Origin of the sequence: Paenibacillus piri (genome assembly GCF_004354045.1) — a bacterium.
GTDB lineage: Bacteria > Bacillota > Bacilli > Paenibacillales > NBRC-103111 > Paenibacillus_S > Paenibacillus_S piri.
Window position 1 is genome coordinate 71273 of the sequence record NZ_SMRT01000014.1, and the last position, 20051, is coordinate 91323.

General features: G+C 55.1%; 13 protein-coding genes. 11 read left to right on the top strand and 2 right to left on the bottom strand.

Translation table 11 applies throughout. The features are described from left to right. The first annotated feature begins 44 nt into the window (after positions 1 to 44). The 8 genes from E1757_RS24590 (at position 45) to E1757_RS24625 (ending at position 16047) form a co-directional block, all read left to right on the top strand. Entirely contained in the window at positions 45 to 1808 is a 1764-nt protein-coding gene (locus E1757_RS24590) for a vWA domain-containing protein (protein WP_133233394.1), read from the top strand. 24 nt (positions 1809 to 1832) lie between these two features. Then, positions 1833 to 5222 (top strand): tubulin-like doman-containing protein, encoded by a 3390-nt coding sequence (locus E1757_RS24595; RefSeq protein ID WP_133233170.1) that lies wholly within the window; start codon positions 1833 to 1835, stop codon positions 5220 to 5222. 1733 nt (positions 5223 to 6955) lie between these two features. Then, entirely contained in the window at positions 6956 to 9310 is a 2355-nt protein-coding gene (locus E1757_RS24600) for a hypothetical protein (protein ID WP_246079464.1), read from the top strand. 97 nt (positions 9311 to 9407) lie between these two features. Then, on the top strand, positions 9408 to 10706 hold the full coding sequence (locus tag E1757_RS24605) for a vWA domain-containing protein (RefSeq protein WP_133233172.1): 1299 nt from the start codon (positions 9408 to 9410) through the stop codon (positions 10704 to 10706). Between the two features lie 25 nt (positions 10707 to 10731). Then, positions 10732 to 11367: a hypothetical protein gene (locus E1757_RS24610; RefSeq protein ID WP_133233174.1), complete on the top strand. Its 636-nt coding sequence runs from the start codon at positions 10732 to 10734 to the stop codon at positions 11365 to 11367. A 29-nt stretch (positions 11368 to 11396) separates the two neighbouring features. After that, complete coding sequence (locus tag E1757_RS24615) at positions 11397 to 12662, top strand: TRAFAC clade GTPase domain-containing protein (protein WP_133233176.1); 1266 nt, start codon at positions 11397 to 11399, stop codon at positions 12660 to 12662. Continuing rightward, on the top strand, positions 12662 to 15562 hold the full coding sequence (locus tag E1757_RS24620; protein WP_246079482.1) for a cadherin-like beta sandwich domain-containing protein: 2901 nt from the start codon (positions 12662 to 12664) through the stop codon (positions 15560 to 15562). Before E1757_RS24615 ends, E1757_RS24620 begins: the two co-directional genes overlap by 1 nt. Before the next feature lie 185 nt (positions 15563 to 15747). Next, on the top strand, positions 15748 to 16047 hold the full coding sequence (locus E1757_RS24625; protein ID WP_246079467.1) for a hypothetical protein: 300 nt from the start codon (positions 15748 to 15750) through the stop codon (positions 16045 to 16047). Between the two features lie 312 nt (positions 16048 to 16359). On the opposite strand, the gene E1757_RS24630 is transcribed toward E1757_RS24625, so the two are convergent. Further along, the gene (locus E1757_RS24630) at positions 16360 to 17124 is read right to left on the bottom strand and encodes a sulfite exporter TauE/SafE family protein (protein ID WP_133233182.1); all 765 of its coding nucleotides are present in this window, start codon (positions 17122 to 17124) and stop codon (positions 16360 to 16362) included. Between the two features lie 160 nt (positions 17125 to 17284). Between E1757_RS24630 and E1757_RS24635 the strand changes: the two genes are divergently transcribed. The 3 genes from E1757_RS24635 (at position 17285) to E1757_RS24645 (ending at position 19543) form a co-directional block, all read left to right on the top strand. After that, on the top strand, positions 17285 to 17671 hold the full coding sequence (locus E1757_RS24635) for a VOC family protein (RefSeq protein WP_133233184.1): 387 nt from the start codon (positions 17285 to 17287) through the stop codon (positions 17669 to 17671). 168 nt (positions 17672 to 17839) lie between these two features. Further along, positions 17840 to 18511: an oxidoreductase gene (locus E1757_RS24640; protein WP_133233186.1), complete on the top strand. Its 672-nt coding sequence runs from the start codon at positions 17840 to 17842 to the stop codon at positions 18509 to 18511. A gap of 75 nt (positions 18512 to 18586) precedes the next feature. Next, positions 18587 to 19543, top strand: coding sequence for a D-2-hydroxyacid dehydrogenase (locus E1757_RS24645; RefSeq protein WP_133233188.1), 957 nt, complete (start codon positions 18587 to 18589; stop codon positions 19541 to 19543). A 103-nt stretch (positions 19544 to 19646) separates the two neighbouring features. Here E1757_RS24645 and E1757_RS24650 read toward each other — a convergent pair whose 3' ends face one another. After that, the gene (locus tag E1757_RS24650; protein WP_133233190.1) at positions 19647 to 19964 is read right to left on the bottom strand and encodes a dehydrogenase; all 318 of its coding nucleotides are present in this window, start codon (positions 19962 to 19964) and stop codon (positions 19647 to 19649) included. Positions 19965 to 20051: the final 87 nt, after the last annotated feature.

The window sequence follows — 20051 nt, forward strand, 5'->3', positions numbered from 1 at the left end:
CAACAGAAAGATACGGAGGACTACCTGTGAACACAATTAAACAAATGAAAATAACTTTGACGGCGGTACTGCTTGGCTTGCTGCTGAGCCTTCCGCTTCACGCTTTTGCCGCTCCGGCCGGAGGCGATACAAAGATCGATGCCGTGCTTTCCGTCGACGTCAGCAACTCCATGAACGAAAGCGACGTGAACAAAGTCAGCTTCGAAGCGATGAAAATGTTTATCGACATGGCTTCCGTAAAAGGGGACAAAATCGGCGTCGTCGCTTATACGGATCAAATTTTGCGGGAGAAGGCGCTGCTCCAAATTAACGGGGTGCAGGACAAGCAGAGTCTGAAAACATTCATCGATCAACTGACGAGAGGACCCTATACGGATGTTGCAGTCGGGGTCAACGAAGCGGTAAAAATTTTGGAATCAGGCGGGAGCGAGCCGGGGCATGTGCCGTTGATCGTGCTGCTGACCGACGGCAACAACTCGCTGAATGCGGGCAAGAGTCAGGCGCAGTCCGATCAAGTGCTGAACGAGGCGGTAAAGAAGGCGAAGGACAAGGGCATCCCCATTTACACGATCGGCCTGAATGCGGACGGTACGCTGAACAAGGATGTGCTGGAGCGGATCTCGAAGGAGACCGGGGGCAAGCTGTTCATTACGAGCTCGGCGGATGATTTGCCGAATATTTTGAGCGAAATTTATGCGAGCCATTTGAAGCTGAAGGTAGTGCCATTGAAGGGCTTTACCGCAAACGGCGAATTTCAGGACGTCACGGTAAATATTCCGAATGCGAGCGTGCTGGAGGCCAACATCTCGATCATGTCGTCCAAGCCGGTTGAGGCGAAGCTGGTCAATCCCGCCGGCCAGGAGCAGAAGATTCCATCCGATAAAATAGTGTATTCGGCCTCCTCGGCCTACTCGCTGATCAAGCTGTTGACCCCGGAGCAGGGCGATTGGAAGCTGAAAATTAAAGGCGTGCCGAAAGAAAAAATCGATATCAATTTAATTTATAATTACGATGTGCAGGTGTCGATGGAACTTTCATCGTCTATATCTTATAAGCCCGGGGACAGTGTGCCGGTTAAAGCGAGTCTTCAATCCAACGGTCAGCAGGTAACCGACGCGAATTTATATAAAAACGCGAAGGCGACGCTACTTGTAACCGACCTTGACACGAAGAAAACGGCGGAATCGCCGCTTGCGACGGCGGGGCAAAGCTTCGAGGGCTCGTTCAAGATAGCGGAAGCGCACGATTACGAGGTGAAAGTCAAGGTCGAGGACGCCAACTTTGCGCGCGAGTCGCAGCCGGCGACCATTTCCGCGAAAAAGGCTGCCGCGCCGGCTCCGGCCCCGTCCGGCAGCGCGCCGCCGGCAGATGGAAATAGCGGTACGCTGGTCGGGCCGATCGCCTGGGGCGGCGGCTTGCTGATTGTGCTCATTGCGGCGGCCTTGTTCGGATATTCGTTATGGAAAAAGGCGAACAAAGGCTTTTTCGGCCAAATGGTCGTGGAAGTGAAGGATGAGGATACCGGCGAGCGGACAAGCCCGCAGTACCGCAAACTGAATGCATTCAAGGGCAAGGTGGAGCTTCATCAGCTGCTGCAGCTGGCGCCCGAGTTTGCGGAGACGAAGCAGATCGTGTTCAAGCCCGGCCCGGCGGATACCGTCGTGGTGTATAACCAGTCGGGCTGCGTGATAGAGAAGGGCGGCCGCGTATTTGACGCCGTACAGGGCAAGGAGCTTAAAAACAACGACCGGATCAAAATCTCGCTTCAAAACGTAAATAAATCGGTAACGGTAGAATATTTGAAATAATTTGAATCCAGGGGGAGACCTTCTATGAAAGCAGTTGTAAGAGAGCATATTCAACAGCTTGACGTGTCTTTGGGCGGCGGCATTATCAGCGATAAAATTCGCGTGGACACGATCGACAACCCGATGCTGGTGATCGGGCTGGGCGGTACCGGGATCGACGCGCTGCTGCGTCTGAAATATCAAATTAACCGCAGATTCAAGCTGCCGGAGGATCCTTTTACGAAGAAAAAGAAAGAGAAGCCGAACAACGTCGAGTTTCTCGCGCTGGAAACGAACGAGCATGACCGCAACAAAAAATATAAAGGGATCGGTCTCGATCCATTGACGGAATTCGTGCTGCTGTCCAACGCCGAGATCGGCAGCGTGCTGCAAAACCGCAGCATTCTTGAACCGTATATCCGGGAATGGCTGTCGCCGGAGCTGACGATTACCGATGGCATTAACGGCGCCTCCGGCGTTCGCCAGGCGGGCAGGCTGCTGCTGTTTACGAAAATTGTGCAGGTCGTACAGACAATCGAGCGCAAGATCAAATCATTGTCCGTCGGCACGAACAAGAAGCTGATGGTATTTCTGCTGACTGGGCTGTCCGGTGGAACGGGGAGCGGCTGCTTCCTGGACATCGCCTATATCGTGCGCGGCATTATCGAGCGGGATTACGGCTCGGCCGGCGTGGACAAGGTGAATGTGCTGGGCTATTTGTTTACCCCGGACGTGAATCTCGCCAACAAGAGCCTGACCGAGCATTCCCGCGAATATATCAAAAAGAACGGCTACGCCGCCATGAAGGAATTGGACTACTGGATGAACGTGGACGAGCGCAGCGAGCGGTTCAAGCAGCAGTACGCCAATATTTTAAACGTAAACTCGCCGATGCCGCCGTTTAACCTGGCCCATCTTATTTCGGCGACGAATCTGGAGGGCAAGCTGCTCGAAAATGCGTACGACTACTGCATGAACGTGACGGCCGAGAACATTACCAACTTTATGGCCAGCGAGGACAAGCATTCCGGCGAGGAATTCGCGATTCACGACTATATCAGCAACATTCGCACGAACATTAACCAGATGCCCAAAACGTATGCAGCCAACTATCAATACAATATTTTGGGCGCATCCTCGGCGGTGCTGCCGATTGAGGAAATGACGACTTACCTGGCGTTCAAGGTGTTCAAGCGGATGGAGAAAATGTTCGAGGCCGGCCCGTCTCAGGAGGATGTGGAAAAGCTCGCGCATAAGCTTGGGCTAGATCCCGACTCCGTACACCGCGAATTCGGCAACCGGGTTCCCGAGCCGATTCCGGGCTACCAGAACAGCGAGCGTCTGAGCTACGCGAATGTGATCAAGCAGCAGGTAGTCAATATCGACACGGAGCTGGAGCAAAGCTATTTGTCGCGCGCCCGCGAGGAATACATCAAGAGCCGCAGACAGCTGCCGGGACAGCTGCTGGAAAGCTTCTCCGAGCAGGTGACCAAAATGTTCCGCAATCCGGAGCAGGGGCCGTTCTATGTATCTCGGATCATTTTGCAGGATAAAGGCTTCTGCCTGTTGAAGCTGATTTCTTCTTATATCGAAGCGCTTAAGGAAAGCATCTACCGCATCCCGCGCGATATCGAAGCCGCCGAGGAGCAATCGCTGCAAAAAATGACCGAAGCGCGCAGCGCGTTCATCTCCAAGGACCGCAAGAAGGACGCCTACATCGAAGCGAAAATTCAGGAATACCTGCTGCACGCCGACCGCGAGCGAATGGAGCAGATGGTCGAGTTTTACGAGGATTTGTACACGCTGATCAATGATGAAAATTCGCGTATTTATCAGGTGTTCTCCGAGCTGCTGAGCGAGCTGAACAAAATTTTCGAGAAAAACGGGCGCATTTTGGCGAACGGTGGGGAAGAAGTCGATCATAAGGGCAACCGCACGTACTATTGGAACGTAGTCAGCGTGCCGGATATCGCCAAGCTGGTCGGGGACGTAACCGACGAGAAAAATGTGAACGATCTGATCCGCGATTTTACGAACGAAATGCTGATGAAATCGAACCAGTGGATCAAGGAGCAGGAGGTCGATGTAATCAGCTCGATTTCCGAGTTTTTAACGGATCATTTCGGCGAATTGATTACGAAATCGATGGAGGAATATTTGGTCATCAAGTACGGCCACGAGGATTCGATCGAGAAGCTGGTGGAGTCCAAAATCGCCGGCCGCTTGTACGAAGAGGCGAAGCCGGTATTCCATTTGAGCAACAGCTCGGGCCACTTTAATTTCCCTTCGTGGGGGTTCGTTTCAGTTCCGGTCAAAGCGCCGAATATATTTAAAGGGATTCGCAACTTCCAGGACAATGCGATTGCCAACTCGCGGTTTACGATCAAGGAGAGCGAAGTGAAAAACCGCATTTTCTGGTTGAACACGCAGAACGGCATCCCGCTGTTCCTGTATACGCCGATGAAGGTGTATGAAGAAAGCTACGAACGTACGATTCTGGAGCCGGAAGGCATCGGCCGTCATCTCGTGCAGACGGACAAAGTGAACTGGACCTATTTGCCGTCGCCGATCCCTGAGAAATCATGGGGCGACACCTATGAAAACAACCGGGTCAAAGCCTATAACGCCGAGGTTCGCCGCGGTTTTGAGCAAGCTGTCGCGCTGCGCATTATCCGTGAAAAAGACGGCGATAGCGGCACGATCAACCGTTACGAATGTACCCTAACGAAGCCGTTCGATCTGAACCGCTGGCTGGAATCGTACTCTATGCAGCTGTCGGAGGCGAAGCCGAACCTTGGCGAGCTGCAGCGCTGCGTCGGCGATTTGAAGCGGCTTATGGCGGAAGGGCTCGAAGTTGAAAGCCGCAAAGACATTTTCGGCAGCGTTAATACCGATATGGCGAAGGAGAATTTGATCCGCTCGCCGGAGCTGTTGAAGCTGGTGCGCGAGGAGCTGCGCAAATACGGACGGATCGCGGAGAAGATCGGCGAGCTGGAGCGGCTGCTGAACGCTCATAAGGATGAGGAAAAGCTGATTGCCAACTTCATCGAGGCGATGTACACCGGCGTCATCGTGAAAAAAGGCGCGCTGTACGTATACGATCACGATGCCGAGGAAGATCCTTGGGAGCCGTTCGTCAATCTGATGCAGGTAAATAAATTCGTCGAGTACGAAATTTACTCCAAGCTCCGCAGCCTCGACGAAAAGCGCCAAAGCCTGCTGCAGCGCAAAGCGGCCAAGCGCAGCCAACAGCTGACCGCCTCCGAAGATATCGGCAGCCTGGTATCGATCCTGCGGGATATGGCCGGCGCCTATCAGGAAGCGAAGTCTGCGCTCGACTACGACCGCTCAGAGCTTGTCGACGGCGAAGCGATGTATCAGTTCTACAAACAAATCTCGACTCGAGTAAACGATATGGTGCGGAGCCTTAAATAAGGGCAGACTTTGATGACGCTTAGGTATGAACCGTTTGCCGATTAAAAGGTCACTATTCATCGACAGTTACTGCGGTCCGTTGCACATTCGAATCTCACGGGTCCGACATATTCGGCCATACTGGGCGGCGCTTGAGGGGAGATCGCGGCGTAATGGACTGAGGTGCCGTTATTTGCCTCGATTTCTTCCATTCGAAGCTGTGACGGACCTGAGAGACGTTATAGTGCTCGCCAACCGTTCATTTGCCCATTTGCTGCAAAATAACGTCTTCTCAGTCCATTGAACTTGAAAAAACGTTGTTTCGCCGCAAAAAAGGTTTCTGGTGTCCGTTACAGTAATGATGCGTTCCCTGGGCTAGACGTTGCATATTGGATCGTTCCGCTGGAGCCCGGCCGAATTCGAACGCCACGTGTGCTACTGAGTGGTAACAAGACCTCACTGAAGACACAGTTGATGGGGGAAACCGGCCGGAGCTGCAACGTGAAGCGTGTCCCGAAGGGACGAAAGCGATGCTACCACCAGACGTAACTAGGGAGCATCACCAGACCTCCTTCCCAACCTTTAAGGGTGTCCAGAGGGCGGAGCCCTTGGGGCCCTCCCTGTAGGTTTGGGAGGGTAATCCTCGGCTGGAGCCGAAACGTGAAGCGTGTCCCGAAGGGACGAAAACGATGCTACCACCAGACGTTACCAAGGAGTACAACCTGACCTCCTTTCCAACCTTTAAGGGAGTCCAGAGGGCGGAGCCCTTGGGGCCCTCCCTGTAGGGAGGGTTTGGGAGGGTAATCCTCGGCTGGAGCCGAAATGTGAAGCGTGTCCCGAAGGGACGAAAGCGATGCTACCACCATACGTTACCAGGGAGCATAACCTGACCTCCTTCTCAACCTTTAAGGGAGTCTAGAGGGCGGAGCCCTTGGGCCCTCCCTGTAGGGAGGGTTTGGGAGGGTAACTCCTCGGCCGGAGCTGCAACGTGAAGCGTGTCCCGAAGGGACGAAAGCGATGTTACCGTCATACGTAACTAGGGAGCATCACCCGACCTCCTTCCCCAACCTTTAAGGGTGTCCAGAGGGCGAAGCCCTTGGGGCCCTCCCTATAGGGAGGGTTTGGGAGGGTAAATCCCCGGCCGGAGCTGCAACGTGAAGCGTGTCCCGAAGGGGACGAAAGCGATGCTGCCACCATACGTTACCAGGGAGCACAACCTGACCTCCTTCCCAACCTTTAAGGGTGTCCAGAGGGCGGAGCCCTTGGGGCCCTCCCTGTAGGGAGGGTTTGGGAAGGTAAGTTCCTCGGCCGGAGCTGCAACGTGAAGCGTGTCCCGAAGGGACGAAAGCGATGTTACCGTCATACGTAACTAGGGAGCATCACCCAACCTCCTTTCCAACCTTTAAGGGTGTCCAGAGGGCGGAGCCCTTGGGGCCCTCCCTATAGGGAGGGTTTGGGAGGGCAAGTCTTCGGCCGGAGCTGCAACGTGAAGCGTGTCCCGAAGGGACGAAAGCGATGTTACCGTCATACGTAACTAGGGAGCATAACCTTACCTCCTTCCCAACCTTTAAGGGTGTCCAGAGGGCGGAGCCCTTGGGGCCCTCCCTGTAGGGAGGGTTTGGGAGGGTAAGTCCTCGGCCGGAGCCCTTGGGGCCCTCCCTATAGGGAGGGTTTGGGAGGGTAAGTCCTTTGGGATCAGGAAGGGTAAAACCCTTAGGGTAGGGCAATAACCTGACAGAAAGGCAGGAAAAAGGATGAATATAAAGGGGGAATTGGATTCCTTTTCCAAACGTTATGCCGCCGGGATGGACAACGCGGGCCGGGAAGGAGACGAACGGCGGAGTATTAATCATCCGGTCGTATTTGTGTTTCTGGGAGATCAATCGGCGGAAGCGCTGGGCGTCATGCATCGTTTAAATGCCGCAAAGTGGAATAACTCCGCGGGCGTCGTCTATCTTCAGCTCGGGACGAAGCATCACCCGGAACTGGATAACGTGTACGGCTGGAGTGTGCCTTCCCCGACGGAGCACAAGCTGGAGCTGCGGCCCGCTATCCGCAAGCAATTTTATACAGACGATGCGAAGCTGCTGGAGCTGAATGTGACGCTGCGCCGGATGAACAGCCGGATTTCCGAATTCGGCCGGATGTACACGCATTTGCAGCGGCTCAATATCGCCGTCGTGACCCGGCTCGACGATCCGTTCAATGTACTGCTGCCGGAAATTACGGTGCTGATGGAAACGATTTTCGGCGAGCAGTTCCGCTCCGTTGTCGTCGATTTGTACGGCTTGCTCGAGGAGAAGTCGGTGGGCGACGAGTTTGCTTACCGGGCTTCTCTCGGCGTCGGCTTTTTGCGCGAGCTGGACCGGTACCAGAGCAGAGACTTCAAGCTTGAAGCCATGCTGCAGCTGACCGGAGAGGGAGTCAGACTTCCCGCTGTACATACGCCGTCGCCTCTATTCGATATGGTCTATCTGCTGAGCGACAAGGATGAACGCGGCATTTTTGGCGAAAATGGAATGCAGGGCAATTATGAGGCGATCTGCAACCTGAACCTGCTCAAAAACCGCAAATCGCTCAACGAACAGGACCCGCTGCACGGCGTGTACAATAACCAGCATTTCAAGCAAAACGCGACTCCGCCGGACGGGGATGGCCGAAGCTACGCATCGGCGGGCTTTGCCAAGGTGACTCGGCCGAATCAGGCGATCGCCCTGACGGTGCTGTATCATGCTTACCTGCAGCTGTTGGAGCGGATGAAGGATAACGCACAAACGGGCCTTGCCAACGCTGCGGAGCTGCTGGAGCTGGAGTCGCCTTACTGGGACAGAGACATTCGTTCGCTGCTGCCGGAACCGCAGCGCGCCGTTGAAGGCATGTTCAGCCTGCTGCATGATGCCGTTTCCATGACCGAGCTGAGAACCATGACGCTCAGGCAAGCGGAGACGGCGCTTTATGGAACGACCGCACAGCTCTTTTTTGACTCCAATGTGCTGAAACGGCTTGAAGAAGCGTTCAGGGATCGGCGTTTTGGCGAACGGCTGAGGACACGGTTGGACAGCGCCGTAATCGGACAAGCCCGGTACGGTTTTTACAGCGCCTGCTTATGGACTTCCTCCGAGCAAAGCGGGAATGTGCTTGACATCATTCGCGAACAGGCGAAAGAAACCGCCAAGCTGCTGGAGCAGGGCAGGTCCGAGCTGGAGCAACTGTACGCGGAGCGCGTGGACCGGCAGCCGTTTGCGAAAATGTCGTTCTGGGACCGGATGACGAATAAAGCCTCGCTCAAAAGCTTCACCCGTCCGTTCCTCGAGCTGGTGTACGGGCTGAAGCTCGAGCTGCTGCTGCTGGAAATGAAGCTGCGGCTTTTGAACGAATATGAGCATGAGCTCGAAGAACAGCATGACAGGTCGAAGCTTCTCGTAGAAAGATTCCATTTATTGGAGAAAATGATGCTTGACGCAAGCCGGGGCAGCATTTCCGTTACGAGCGATTACTTGGGACGCAACATTAACGAATATTACGGCCGCGCCGTGCAGCATATTTTGACGGAGGCGGAGAACCGCCGCGGCGCGCAGTTTTATTTTGAGGAACGGTATATGGGCAATGTTTCGCTGCTGCTTGCCCGCCAAGACGAAGCCTTTGTACTGCAGCGGCTGATCGAGCTGACCGACAAGGAAATATTCAACCATCCCGTGTTCCAAAAACCGTTTGAGGACGAGCTGCTGGAGCGGGCGAATGTGACGGCGGGCTATGACAGCCGCGACGTACTTTCGAAGGAAGAACTGTTCCGCGACTTGTACGGGACGCTGGAGAGCGAAGCGGCGATCCGCGCCGATGTGTACAATTCGACCCACAAGCACCGTTATGAGGAAAAATATTTTTTCGGCGATTTTGACAGTGAATTTATTCGCTTTGCTTTTGCGGTCGATCAGGGAAGCCGGACGTACAAGCTCGGTTGTGTGCAGGAGCTGAAGCGCAGCGGCATTGAGAAGCTGAATGTGATGGGCGGCTTCCGCATCGAGGATCTGATGTATTACCGCAACGGCAGGCGTTATTACGATACGTATGTGCAGAACGGCTATGTGTTTCACGGTATTGATTTGTAAACAAGCGTATGGGAGCAGTCGTAAAGCTTTCCATTATTACGAAACCGGGCTGCCACGGCGGACCCGGCGGATACGGACGGAAAAGGAGGAATGACCGGTGAAGCGGCGAAAATGGAACGGACTGCTGACGATCATGAGCGTTGTCGGCGGGGTCATCGGTTTTATGATAGGAGAGCTGATGCTGGACCGCTGGGAAGGAACGATGCACGAAACGGTGCTGATGGGCCTGTACTTCGGTCAGCTGGCTTTGGTTACGGGCCTGTGCTGTTTGCTGGCCGAGATGATTTCACCCCGGCTGAACGGGCGCAGCTGGCGGCTGCGCTATGCGCGCGACGGCTGGAAGCTGCTCGTCCCGGCGACGCTGCTCATGCTGTTCGCTGCGGGCGCACTGGCCCAGTTGATTTACGGGCTGCAGCTGGGCAACCGGGATAAGCCGCAGGATTATGTACTTCTGCTCGATATATCGGAGAGTATGACAAGCACCGATCCCGACAAGCGGAGCCTGAAGGCGGCCGAATCGTTAATCCGCCGGATGGACGACGGCAAACGTGTCGCGGTGTACACCTTTAATGAGCGGCCGCAGCAAGTTTACCCGTTGACGTCGCTGAAGGGCGATGGAGCAAGGGAGCAAATCGCCGCCAAGCTGAAGGCCGTAGGAGAGCCGATAGGCAGCACGAATATCGGTCTGGCATTGACCGAGGCGATGAGGCATATGGAGCAGCAGCGGCTGCCGAACCGCAGAGCCGCCGTCATTCTCATCTCCGACGGCTTCAGCGAGGTCGATACGGCCAAGGTGCTGGAGCCTTACAGGCAGCAGCGGACGCAGGTGCATACGGTCGGGATCGATTCGTCGGAGCAGGAAGGTGTCCGGCTCTTGCAAAGCATTGCGTCGGAAACCGGAGGCACATTTCATGACGTGAAGCGGGTCGATGGGATTACCGCTGCGTTTGACGAGATTTATTTGAACGGACAGCGCTGGCATCTGATGAACGAGCGCGCGGGCGCTGCCGCCTCCGACGGCTATCATGGCGTGCTGCGTGTGGCGCTGGTACTGCTGCTCGGCAGTTTGCTCGGCCTGTCGCTCGGTATAGTTTTCGACAATCGCTACTTGGCCCAAAGCTTTGCCATCGGCGGTGCGGTTGCGGGTCTGATCGCCGGTATCCTCCTGGAGACCGGGCTGCAAGGCTCGGCGGAGCCGCTGCTGGCGCGCGGCTTTGCCGATGTGACGCTGGCGTTCGTGCTGTCGCTCTCCACGCTGCTCGTGGCCGTCACCGATCCGGGTGCAGGACCGGGTACCGGACGCCGTAGCGACGGCTTTCAAGGCCGGGAGGGTCGAGGGGAGAGCAGCCTGATCGGAAGCCGGAAAAGCGGGACGGTGCGCAAACAGTTCCGGTGAGTAATGAAAACGGAGGCGAATCCAGTTGCAATGGGAAGAGCTAGACGAGCAATATCAGATCAAGCAGACGGCCTGCCAAACCCATAATGGCGAATGTGTGATCACCTGGTCATGGCCGAAGGGCGTGGAATCCGTATTTATATACAGCTTTCCGGAAGGTGCGGAGCAGCCGCCGGAATCGCTTCAGCCGAAGCAGCTAAAGCTGTTTACCCGCGAAGAATACAGGGCCAGATCGGGCTATCGCGATCGGGCCGAATTTCTCGGGGTGCAGGGCTACCGGATTTTCCCCTGCGTCATGCAGGGCGGCAGGCTGGCGGCGATGATGCAGACGGATGAGCATAACGTCGCCCGGGCAAGCGGAGGGAAGGCGAAAATCCGTTACCGGATCAAATACGGCCAGTCCTGGTTCAGCAAATATAAAACGGCACGGATTCAGCTGTTTTGCGAAATCGCCGTGCCCAAGGAAGCGTTGTGCTACGTGAAGAAGGAAGGCGCGGCGCCGGCGGGCAGAGACGACGGAATCGTCTATCCGTTCATGAACGATCTGGCTCCGGGGAGCCACGTGCTGCCGGAAGTCGAGATCGGGAAGCGCGACTATATCCGGCTGTTTTTTACCGATGGGAAGTCATTCGGTTCGCTGTTCGAATTAATACCCGAATGAAGCTTATTTGAGTAAAGGAGGGGAAAGCGATGTTGGATTTTTTGAAAAAAATGTTTGATAAAAAGCCGCCTATCAAGGAAAGACCTCCCTTTTACAGCATTGTATGTCCGTACTGCTTCAGCAAATTCGAGCCGGACGAGGTAGTGTTCCGCGCAAGCCACGTCAAGGACAACGACGACGATTTCATGCTGCAGGAGGACCGCAAGCTGAGCGAATGGCGCCGTAAATTCAATCTGTCGCAGGTCGATATGGAGGCGGTGATCGATCCGCGCACCATCCCGGACGAGAACAAGTCGTACATGGAAAACGTGCTTGTTGCCGTTGCGGACCGGTATGGCGAGACGACCAAGCGGCGGCTGTGTCCGAACTGTCACAACGAGCTGCCGATTTCGGCGGGACGGGTGCCGAGCAACATCATTTCTATCGTCGGCGCTTCGCAGGTGGGCAAATCGGTCTATATGACCTCGCTCATCCATACGCTGCAAAATACGACCGCAGCGAACTTTCAAGCGGCCTGCATGCCGCTCAGCGCGGAAATTAGCCGGAAATTCAGGCAAAATTACCATGAGCCGATTTTCGACAGAGGCACGATGCTGCAATCGACGAATCCGAACGAGCAGCAGGAGCCGTTTATTTTTCAATTCGTATTCAAGGATGAACGGGAAGCGCCGCTGACGCTCGTTTTTTTCGATGTGGCCGGCGAAGGTATGGTGGAGCGGGAATATTTGGACATTTACGCCGCGCACATTAAAAATTCTTCCGGCATTTTGTTCCTTGTCGATCCGCTGCAAATCCGCAGCATCCGGGACAAGGCGCGCATCCATATCGGGGAGGAAGAGGGCGAGTTCGCAAACCGCTACGACGAGCCGCGCGAGGTGGTCATCAGTCTGTTCGAGAACTTTATCGCCCACCAGCAGAACAGCAAGACGGACATCCCGACAGCGATCGTGCTGACCAAAAGCGACATGCTGAAATATTTGATGGAAGAGGACAGCGAATATATACGCCCGAACAGCAATGTGTTCCGCAACGTCATGCATCAAGGCTATTTGAACAATACCGAGTTTGAAAACATTAACGGGGAAATCGGCCGTTTTATCGAAAAGGTGGACAGACCCTTCAAGGATGCGGTTGACGTTTATTTTAAAAATACGGCGTTTTTCGCCGTGTCCGCGCTGGGCGCAAATCCGGTCAACAAGCAAATCGCGGGTGTCATTAACCCGATCCGGGTCGATGAGCCGTTCATCTGGCTGCTGCACCAGCTTGATTATGTGGCTAGGAGAGATGCGACGTGATGGAGCAACGAAAACCTGTTCAACAGCAATATTTTACGCGCGACCGGGAAGGCGTCTTCCGCAACAGCGAAGGCTTCGATACGGTAGCCAAATCGGCCGGGCTCGACCCCGCTTTTATTAAAACGACGCTGCATCCGTACTGCGTCTATAAAGCCCCGAAGGAGCTGCTCGCCCGCGCCGAGGAAGACAGCTCGCTGTATCCCGAGTCGCTGGTCGCGTTCCACGCCGATAACGGCGATATGGTCATCGGCCGCAGCGTCTATGTGGGCACCGACTTCACCGGACAGCGCAGCGCTTCGTTTACGCACATGTTCGTGGTGCCGGGAGAGCGTAAGGACGAGCTACTGCTCGATCCGCAGCGGCTGTTCCGGATCCGCAGCTTTCAAAGCGCCTACGATATCCGCAGCGGCAAAGAACTCCCCGAGCTGGACGGCATCAGCTTCGGCATGGCCCCGATGGCAGCGGAGGAGCAGGACAAGCTGCTGACGGAGCTAGGTATCGATGCAGCGCGGTTCCAGCAGCTCCTTTACGCGGTCATCGCTTCCGTTTCGGGCAAAAAGAAAGTGTACATCGCGCTCGACACGGACGTTTCGGAGGCGGCCGAATATGCAAAAAAGCTGCTGGAAGCCGTCTACCGCTGCCTTCCGTATGCGATTCGCCGCCAGCTTGGCTTTATGACCTTCAACAGCGAGCCGGAGGCAAAGCATCACCTGCATATTCTTTTTGTGGAAAAAGGAAGCATCCGGCTGCCGGATCGCAGTATCGAAAAGGAGTACATATTCGACTTTCCGGGGGAACGTTTCGTTAATACCGATGTTCCGGGACAAGCGCAATTATTTTTTTCCTACTTATGGGATCATCGGAATAAAACGGAGCAGTTGAATGCGCTGTTTGCTTTTTGCGAGGAAGCGCTGGCCGGCATCGACCGGTCAACGGCGCTGCAGGTGCAGACGTACGTGCAGCTCTACACGTTATACGATATCGAACAGGGACACGAAGCTCTCTATGAGGCGAACCGCGAGGGCGCGATGCACTCGCTGGTCGCTTATGTCGATGCGGCCACGATCGGGTCCAAAAGCCGGCTGAACGCGCTGTTCATCCAACTGCTGGGCAAGGAAGCGAAGGATGGCGACAGTCTCCCTTCGCCGGAATATATCAAAGATTTGCTGCGTTATTACAGCTTCGCCGACGAAGCGGTCAAGACGCTGCTGATCCGCTGCCTCGTCCTGTTTATCGGCAGAGTGGCGAACAAATCGGCTGAAGGTATCGAAAGCGCGGCGCCGATTTTTGACCAGCTGCTGGGAGCGGAGCAGACGGCGATGTTCGATATCGTCATGAAGGAACTGATCAGCCAGCAATCGGGCGCTGCCGAAAGCTATATGGCTTACCGGCTCGGCCGGGCGGGGTCCGTCAAGGCGCTGCAGGAGGAAATCAAGTTCTGGCTCGAGCAAAGCGAAAGCGCGGTGCAGCAGCGTTTTTTTGCCAACGAAGCGCTGAAGAAGGTGAAGCAGCTGCTGCAAACCGACAGCTTGCGCAAACGGGTCGAAACGGCTGCCGCGCTGTATCATTATTTTGACGAGCTGCCGGGGCGCCGGGACAAGCCTCAATATGAGGATTTCTGCGGACAGCTGAAGCTGGAGATCAAGCTTCAGCTGCTGGACGGGCTGAAGCTGGCGAATCTGGAATTCGAGGACTTCCAGCATCTGGGCTTTATGCTGGAATCGGTCGACCAGGAGCTGAACAACTGCCTGGATAAAAGCCAGAAGCAGTCGCTTCAGCTGCTGGCGACGTTATACCGGACGCTCACGTTAAACAAGCCGCAGGATTCCGAGCTTGCCAAGGCGTACGGCATATTCGGCCCCGTGGACCTGGAACGCGTGCAGGAATCGCTCAAAAAGCTGCTGCACACGCGCATCTCGCCCGCCCAATTCGGCAAGATCGCCTATGCATTTTACCAGCCCGGCACGAGCTTCGGCTCCGGCTATGTGGCTGAATTCGATTATTACGGCTTGCTTGAATATATCGCGGAGGCGACCAAGGATACGGAAACGATCTACGATTTTCTCGTCTGGTCGGCCGAAGACAACCGGTTTCTGAACGAGAAGCAGGAAATCGATGCGAATTACAAAGTGGCGGTAAGTAAATATTTCGATGTGCACGACCGGAAAGCGTTCCGGGACAAACAGATTCGCTTGAAGCTGATGGCCGTTCCCAATGCGTCCTTCGTCGCGCTGTTTAAAGCGATCAGGCATCGTCACTCCGGCAAGCTGGTCCGTTTGTTGAGCAAACATAAGCGGCGGCTCACGCGTCTTGGCTTGGTCATTATCCCGCTTGTCGTACTGCTTGTTATTTTCCGCAATCCGATCGGGATCGCATTGGCGGCCATTGGCCCGGCCCCGGTCATTACAGTCGGGGATGTTCCGGAAACGGCTGCCGAGGCCGCTGTGAATGTTACCGTGAGCGCCCAAAATGACGATCCGACCGTGCAACTGTACGTGAACGGCAAGCTGGCCGGCAGCGGTCAGGCGAGTGCGATTGTCGAGCTGAAGGATGGGAGCAACACGATTGAATTCAAGGCGGTCAACCGCGGCGGCAAGGAGTCCAAGGTCGTGCAAAAGCAGGTCGCGTTCAACGCGCCGACCCCGATCGTGACGATCGAGCCGCTGCCCGAGTCGACCCGCAATGGCAATATTACGATCAAGGTGAAGGCGCTCGACAGCAACGATCCCGCCCCGACTTTGTACGTCAACGGACAGGCGGCAGGGCAGAGCAGCGCATCCAAAGCGATCAACCTGACGCCGGGCGAAAATACGATTGAGGTGAAGGCCAGCAACAAGCTTGGCAAAATGAGTGAACCGATCGTGAAAAAAATCAAGTACGAGCCCGCAGGGGCGAAGTAGCAGCTCAAAAGCCGGGTACCCGACTCCGAAAAGGGTACCCGGCTTTTGAGCTATTTTGAAAGTTAGGCTCGACCTATACAAGAACTTAACAAAAACGGTTCATACAATTAATAAATGGTTTATATAATGAATATTACATGCTTGACAACAAACGAAGGGGTGGACGGATGAGGCTTATTACTCACATGAACTTTAAAAATAAGGATGGACTCATATATTGCTGTCTCCGCAATAAGGTCGTCGAGCTGGACCAACAGCAGCACGAGCAATTTTGCCAAGGCTGTAAAATGTACGGGGGCGATGCCGACGGCCGCGGCGTAACCTGCGTCTGGGAAGAATTGCGGAATGTGGGCAACCCTCATATCGTACATGATCCGGTTCAGGAGTTTAACCGCAATCAGAAGCGTACGATAGCGATCGCGCCCGATGATTTGATTTCGTTAGCCTTGATTCAAACGGGGGAACTGAGCGAGCCGTTATATTAAAAACTTGAAGGAAGCGGCAGCCTGGCGCTGCCGTTTCCTTATAATATCAGAATTTATAAGTTTTCAGCGAAGCTGAACAATTCTGATATTGCAAGAAAACCTACATTTAAATCGCGGTCGCTCATCCTGGAAAGGCCTCGATAGAGGTTTCCTTAATTGAAAGTATACTTGCTTCTCACAACCTTGATAAACGCGCTCGTCCCCAAGGACGACGAAGCCGTACATCCTTGATCCCAAAAGCGCTGTCCGCATTTCATGCGTCGGCGCTTTTTCGTCGTTGCTTAACTATGCATTGCACAAAATTATCATTCCTTATTGCATTAAATCCCACAGCTGCTTGCCGATAAGGATGGTCGTCACGATGACGAACAGCGGCTTAATATAGCGCGAGCCATGGCGGATTGCAAGTCTGGAGCCGACGAAGGCGCCGGCGATCATGGCGATGCCCATGGGAAGGCCGTAGCCGATATGTACCGATTTCAGCAGCAGAAACGAGCATAGGCTGGCCAGATTGCTCGCCAAATTGAGCACCTTCGCATTAGCCGACGCGCCGACGAAATCGAAGCCGAGCAGCAAAAACAAAAACAGCAGGAACGAGCCCGTTCCCGGCCCGAAGAAGCCGTCGTAAAACCCGATAATGAACGCCGCCGACGCAACGACGAGCTTCACATTCAATGTCATCCGACGAGGGGCGGCGACAGCACCCCAGTTTTTTTTGATCAGCGTATAGATCAGCATCAGCACGAGCATCACGACGACGAGCGGCTTCAAAAAATCCGAAGGGAGCAGGTGCAGCGTATACGTGCCGAGAGCCGACCCGACGAACGAAAGCGGGAATAAAGCGAGTACGAGCTTGCCGTTCAGCTTGCCCGACGTAAAGAAGGAGAGGCTGCTTGTGATCGTGGACAAGGTGCTCCCCAGCTTGTTGGTGCCGAGCGCCACCACCGGAGGAAGCCCGGTCAGCAAAAGCGCGGGAACGGAAATTAATCCGCCGCCGCCGACGACGGAATCGATAAATGCGGATACGAAGCCCGCGACGATTAAAAATATAAGCATATCCTGGGACGGAAAATCCATGATGTCTCTCCTTTAGTATGACGAACGTATAAGAATCAAGCTAAGTATATAGAATGAGGTACGTTTCGACAATACTTAATCCGTGATAAAGCATTCCATCCTTATCAGAGAAGTGTTAAAATGGAAAGGATTACATTTAAGCCGGAAAGGTGTGTTGCATATGATTCGCAAGCTGGAGCATATTGGTGTAAAGGTTAAAGATATGGATGTTTCCGTTCGTTTCTATACGGAGATACTCGGAATGAAGCTCGTTAAACGCGCGCGGCTGGCGGATGGCGTGGAGCTGGGCTTTTTGTCGTTCCCCGATTCGGATAACATCGAGATCGAGCTGATTGGCCGGGGGCATGACGGCTTGCCCAACGATTCTATCGTCCACCATATCGCATTCACCGTAACGGATATTCAGGCAGAGGTAGACCGTCTGAAAGGGTTGGGCGTGCATCTGATGGACGAGACGCCGCGGGCCATTCTGGACGGCGATCTCATTGCGTTCTTTTTCGGACCGGATGGCGAACGTTTGGAATTTTTCCAACCGATAGGAAAGTAAGCGAGCGAACCTCCATCCCCTGTGCGAAACAGGCGGAACGGAGGTTTTTTGTTGGTTGAAAGTATAAGATTTCATACTTTACTTTGCTTCGCACAATCTTGACAAATGCGCTCGTTCCCGAAGGACGGAGAAGCCGTTTATCCTTAGACGAAGAGGAGGTTGCGGTTTATGGAGGGACGTACGGCCGTAGTGGCCGGAGCGACCGGTCTGATCGGCGGGGAGCTTGTCCGGATGTTATTGGCGGACCCTTATTACGGCAAGGTTGCGGTTTTAGTCCGGAACAGAATGGACATGGCGAATGAGAAGCTGCTGCAGGTGACAGTCGATTACGAACAGCTGGAGGCGTCTGTACATAATTTATTGACGGGAGCGGATGTGTTCTGCTGTCTCGGCACAACAATCAAAAAGGCCGGCTCCCAAGAGCAGTTCCGCAAGGTTGATTACGACTATCCGATGACGCTCGGCAGACTGTCGCAGCAGGATGGCGCCGTCCAATATTCAATCGTGACGGCGATGGGGGCCGGAACGGCGTCATCATTCTTTTATAGCCGGGTCAAAGGCGAGGTCGAGGAGGGCTTGGCCCGGCTGCGGCTGCCGGCGCTCCATATTTTCCGTCCCTCTCTGCTCCTGGGAGACCGGCAGGAGGTACGGACCGGGGAGAGGATCGGCTCCGCGGTCTCGGGGCTGATCACCCCGCTGATGATCGGCGGTTTGCGAAAATACAGACCGATCCAGGCGAAGACGGTAGCCCGGGCGATGGTTCACGCCTCCAAGCACGGCGGCAGCGGGGTGCGGATCTATGAATCGGATCAAATCGAGGCGCTCGGCCGGCAGGGCTGACAAGAAGTCGGCATTAACCGGATATGAAATGCGGTAAAATCGCTTATTACATCATAATCACGGGAGGAAATGGAGATGACACGCAAACTGGTTGTTTTGCAGTCCATTACATCGGAGCAGGAGGCGCAGATTCGGCAGCTTGTGCCGGACTGGGAGCTGGTTCACGGGAAGGAACGGGAGGTATGGCTGCCTCATCTTGCGGATGCGGAAATTGTCGCAGGCTGGAGCAGCGCAATTGTGGAGCCGTGTCTGCGGCCCGGCACCAAGCTGCGCTGGGTGCAAAATTGGGGAGCGGGCGTAGACGTCATACCGCTCGAGGCAATCGCCGACGCCGGCGTGATGCTCACGACCGCCAGCGGCGTGCACCCGAACCCGATCTCGGAAACGGTGCTCGGCATGATGCTCGGTCTGACGCGCAATATTCACCGTTCGGTCGCTCACCAGCTTAAGCGCCGCTGGGAATCGAAAGGGCCGCTCGGTGAAATGCACGGTAAAACGGTTGGCATACTGGGAGTCGGCGCTATCGGGACAGAGGTGGCCAAGCTGTGCAAGGCATTCGGTATGACCGTGCTGGGTGTCAAACGAACGCCGTCCTCCTCGGCATATGCAGACCGGATGGTCACGATGGAAGGGCTGGACGAGGTGCTCCAAGAGAGCGATTATATTGTAGTGACGCTGCCGCTCACGAAAGAGACGAAGCATGTGATCGGCCGCAGCCAATTTGAACGGATGAAGCCGACCGCTTATTATATCAACATCGGACGGGGCGGCACGACGGATGAGCAGGCATTGATCGAAGCGCTCCGCAGCGGCCGGATCGCCGGCGCAGGGCTGGACGTGTTCGAGGTCGAGCCGCTGCCCGAGACGAGCCCGCTCTGGGAGATGGACAATGTGATTCTGACGCCTCACAATTCCGGCTCGACCGTGTACTACAACGACAGGGCGATGGACATTTTCCTGCGCAATTTAAGCGACTATGCGGCAGGCCGCGAGCCGCAGCTGAACCGGGTCGATCTGAACCGGCAGTATTGACCGCTGCCGGCTCCGACTATCGGCCGCTTTGAAAGGCGATAGGCGATGATACAAGCTAAGCGGAGCGGCGTTCGACGTCGTTCCGCTATTTTTGCGCGCGTTGCTATCCCCCGAACGAATCCCGGAACGCTTTGGCCAGCGTTGCGGGGTCCACGGACCACAGCTCGGCGATTTCCGGGCATACATTCTCCTCCCACCAGTCGGAGAGCACCTTGCGGTTGCTGGCGTTCTCCACAATCCAGATCAGATTGAGCGCGACTTTTTTGAAGTAAAGCTCATCCGCTTGCTCGACCAGATCGGGTGCGATCCAACGGTTCAATTTTTTGCGGGCGCGGTAAAGCTCCCGGCTGCAGGAGCGCCGTATTTTTCGTGCCGTCGGCAGCGATTGGTTATGCTTGACATTGTTGTTCGTCGGATTCATGGGACCTATCGACTCCTTCCATACTGTTATGGTATGCGGGAGAAGCGCCCGATGAAACCGGCTGCGGCGGCAAAAGAAATACCCCGT

Coding starts and splice junctions, on each gene's coding strand:
- E1757_RS24650 (WP_133233190.1), bottom strand. CDS start 19,964: ATGAATCCGACGAACAACAATGTCAAGCATAACCAATCGCTGCCGACG.
- E1757_RS24620 (WP_246079482.1), top strand. CDS start 12,662: ATGGAGCAACGAAAACCTGTTCAACAGCAATATTTTACGCGCGACCGG.
- E1757_RS24595 (WP_133233170.1), top strand. CDS start 1,833: ATGAAAGCAGTTGTAAGAGAGCATATTCAACAGCTTGACGTGTCTTTG.
- E1757_RS24615 (WP_133233176.1), top strand. CDS start 11,397: ATGTTGGATTTTTTGAAAAAAATGTTTGATAAAAAGCCGCCTATCAAG.
- E1757_RS24635 (WP_133233184.1), top strand. CDS start 17,285: ATGATTCGCAAGCTGGAGCATATTGGTGTAAAGGTTAAAGATATGGAT.
- E1757_RS24640 (WP_133233186.1), top strand. CDS start 17,840: ATGGAGGGACGTACGGCCGTAGTGGCCGGAGCGACCGGTCTGATCGGC.
- E1757_RS24625 (WP_246079467.1), top strand. CDS start 15,748: ATGAACTTTAAAAATAAGGATGGACTCATATATTGCTGTCTCCGCAAT.
- E1757_RS24600 (WP_246079464.1), top strand. CDS start 6,956: ATGAATATAAAGGGGGAATTGGATTCCTTTTCCAAACGTTATGCCGCC.
- E1757_RS24590 (WP_133233394.1), top strand. CDS start 45: ATGAAAATAACTTTGACGGCGGTACTGCTTGGCTTGCTGCTGAGCCTT.
- E1757_RS24630 (WP_133233182.1), bottom strand. CDS start 17,124: ATGGATTTTCCGTCCCAGGATATGCTTATATTTTTAATCGTCGCGGGC.
- E1757_RS24645 (WP_133233188.1), top strand. CDS start 18,587: ATGACACGCAAACTGGTTGTTTTGCAGTCCATTACATCGGAGCAGGAG.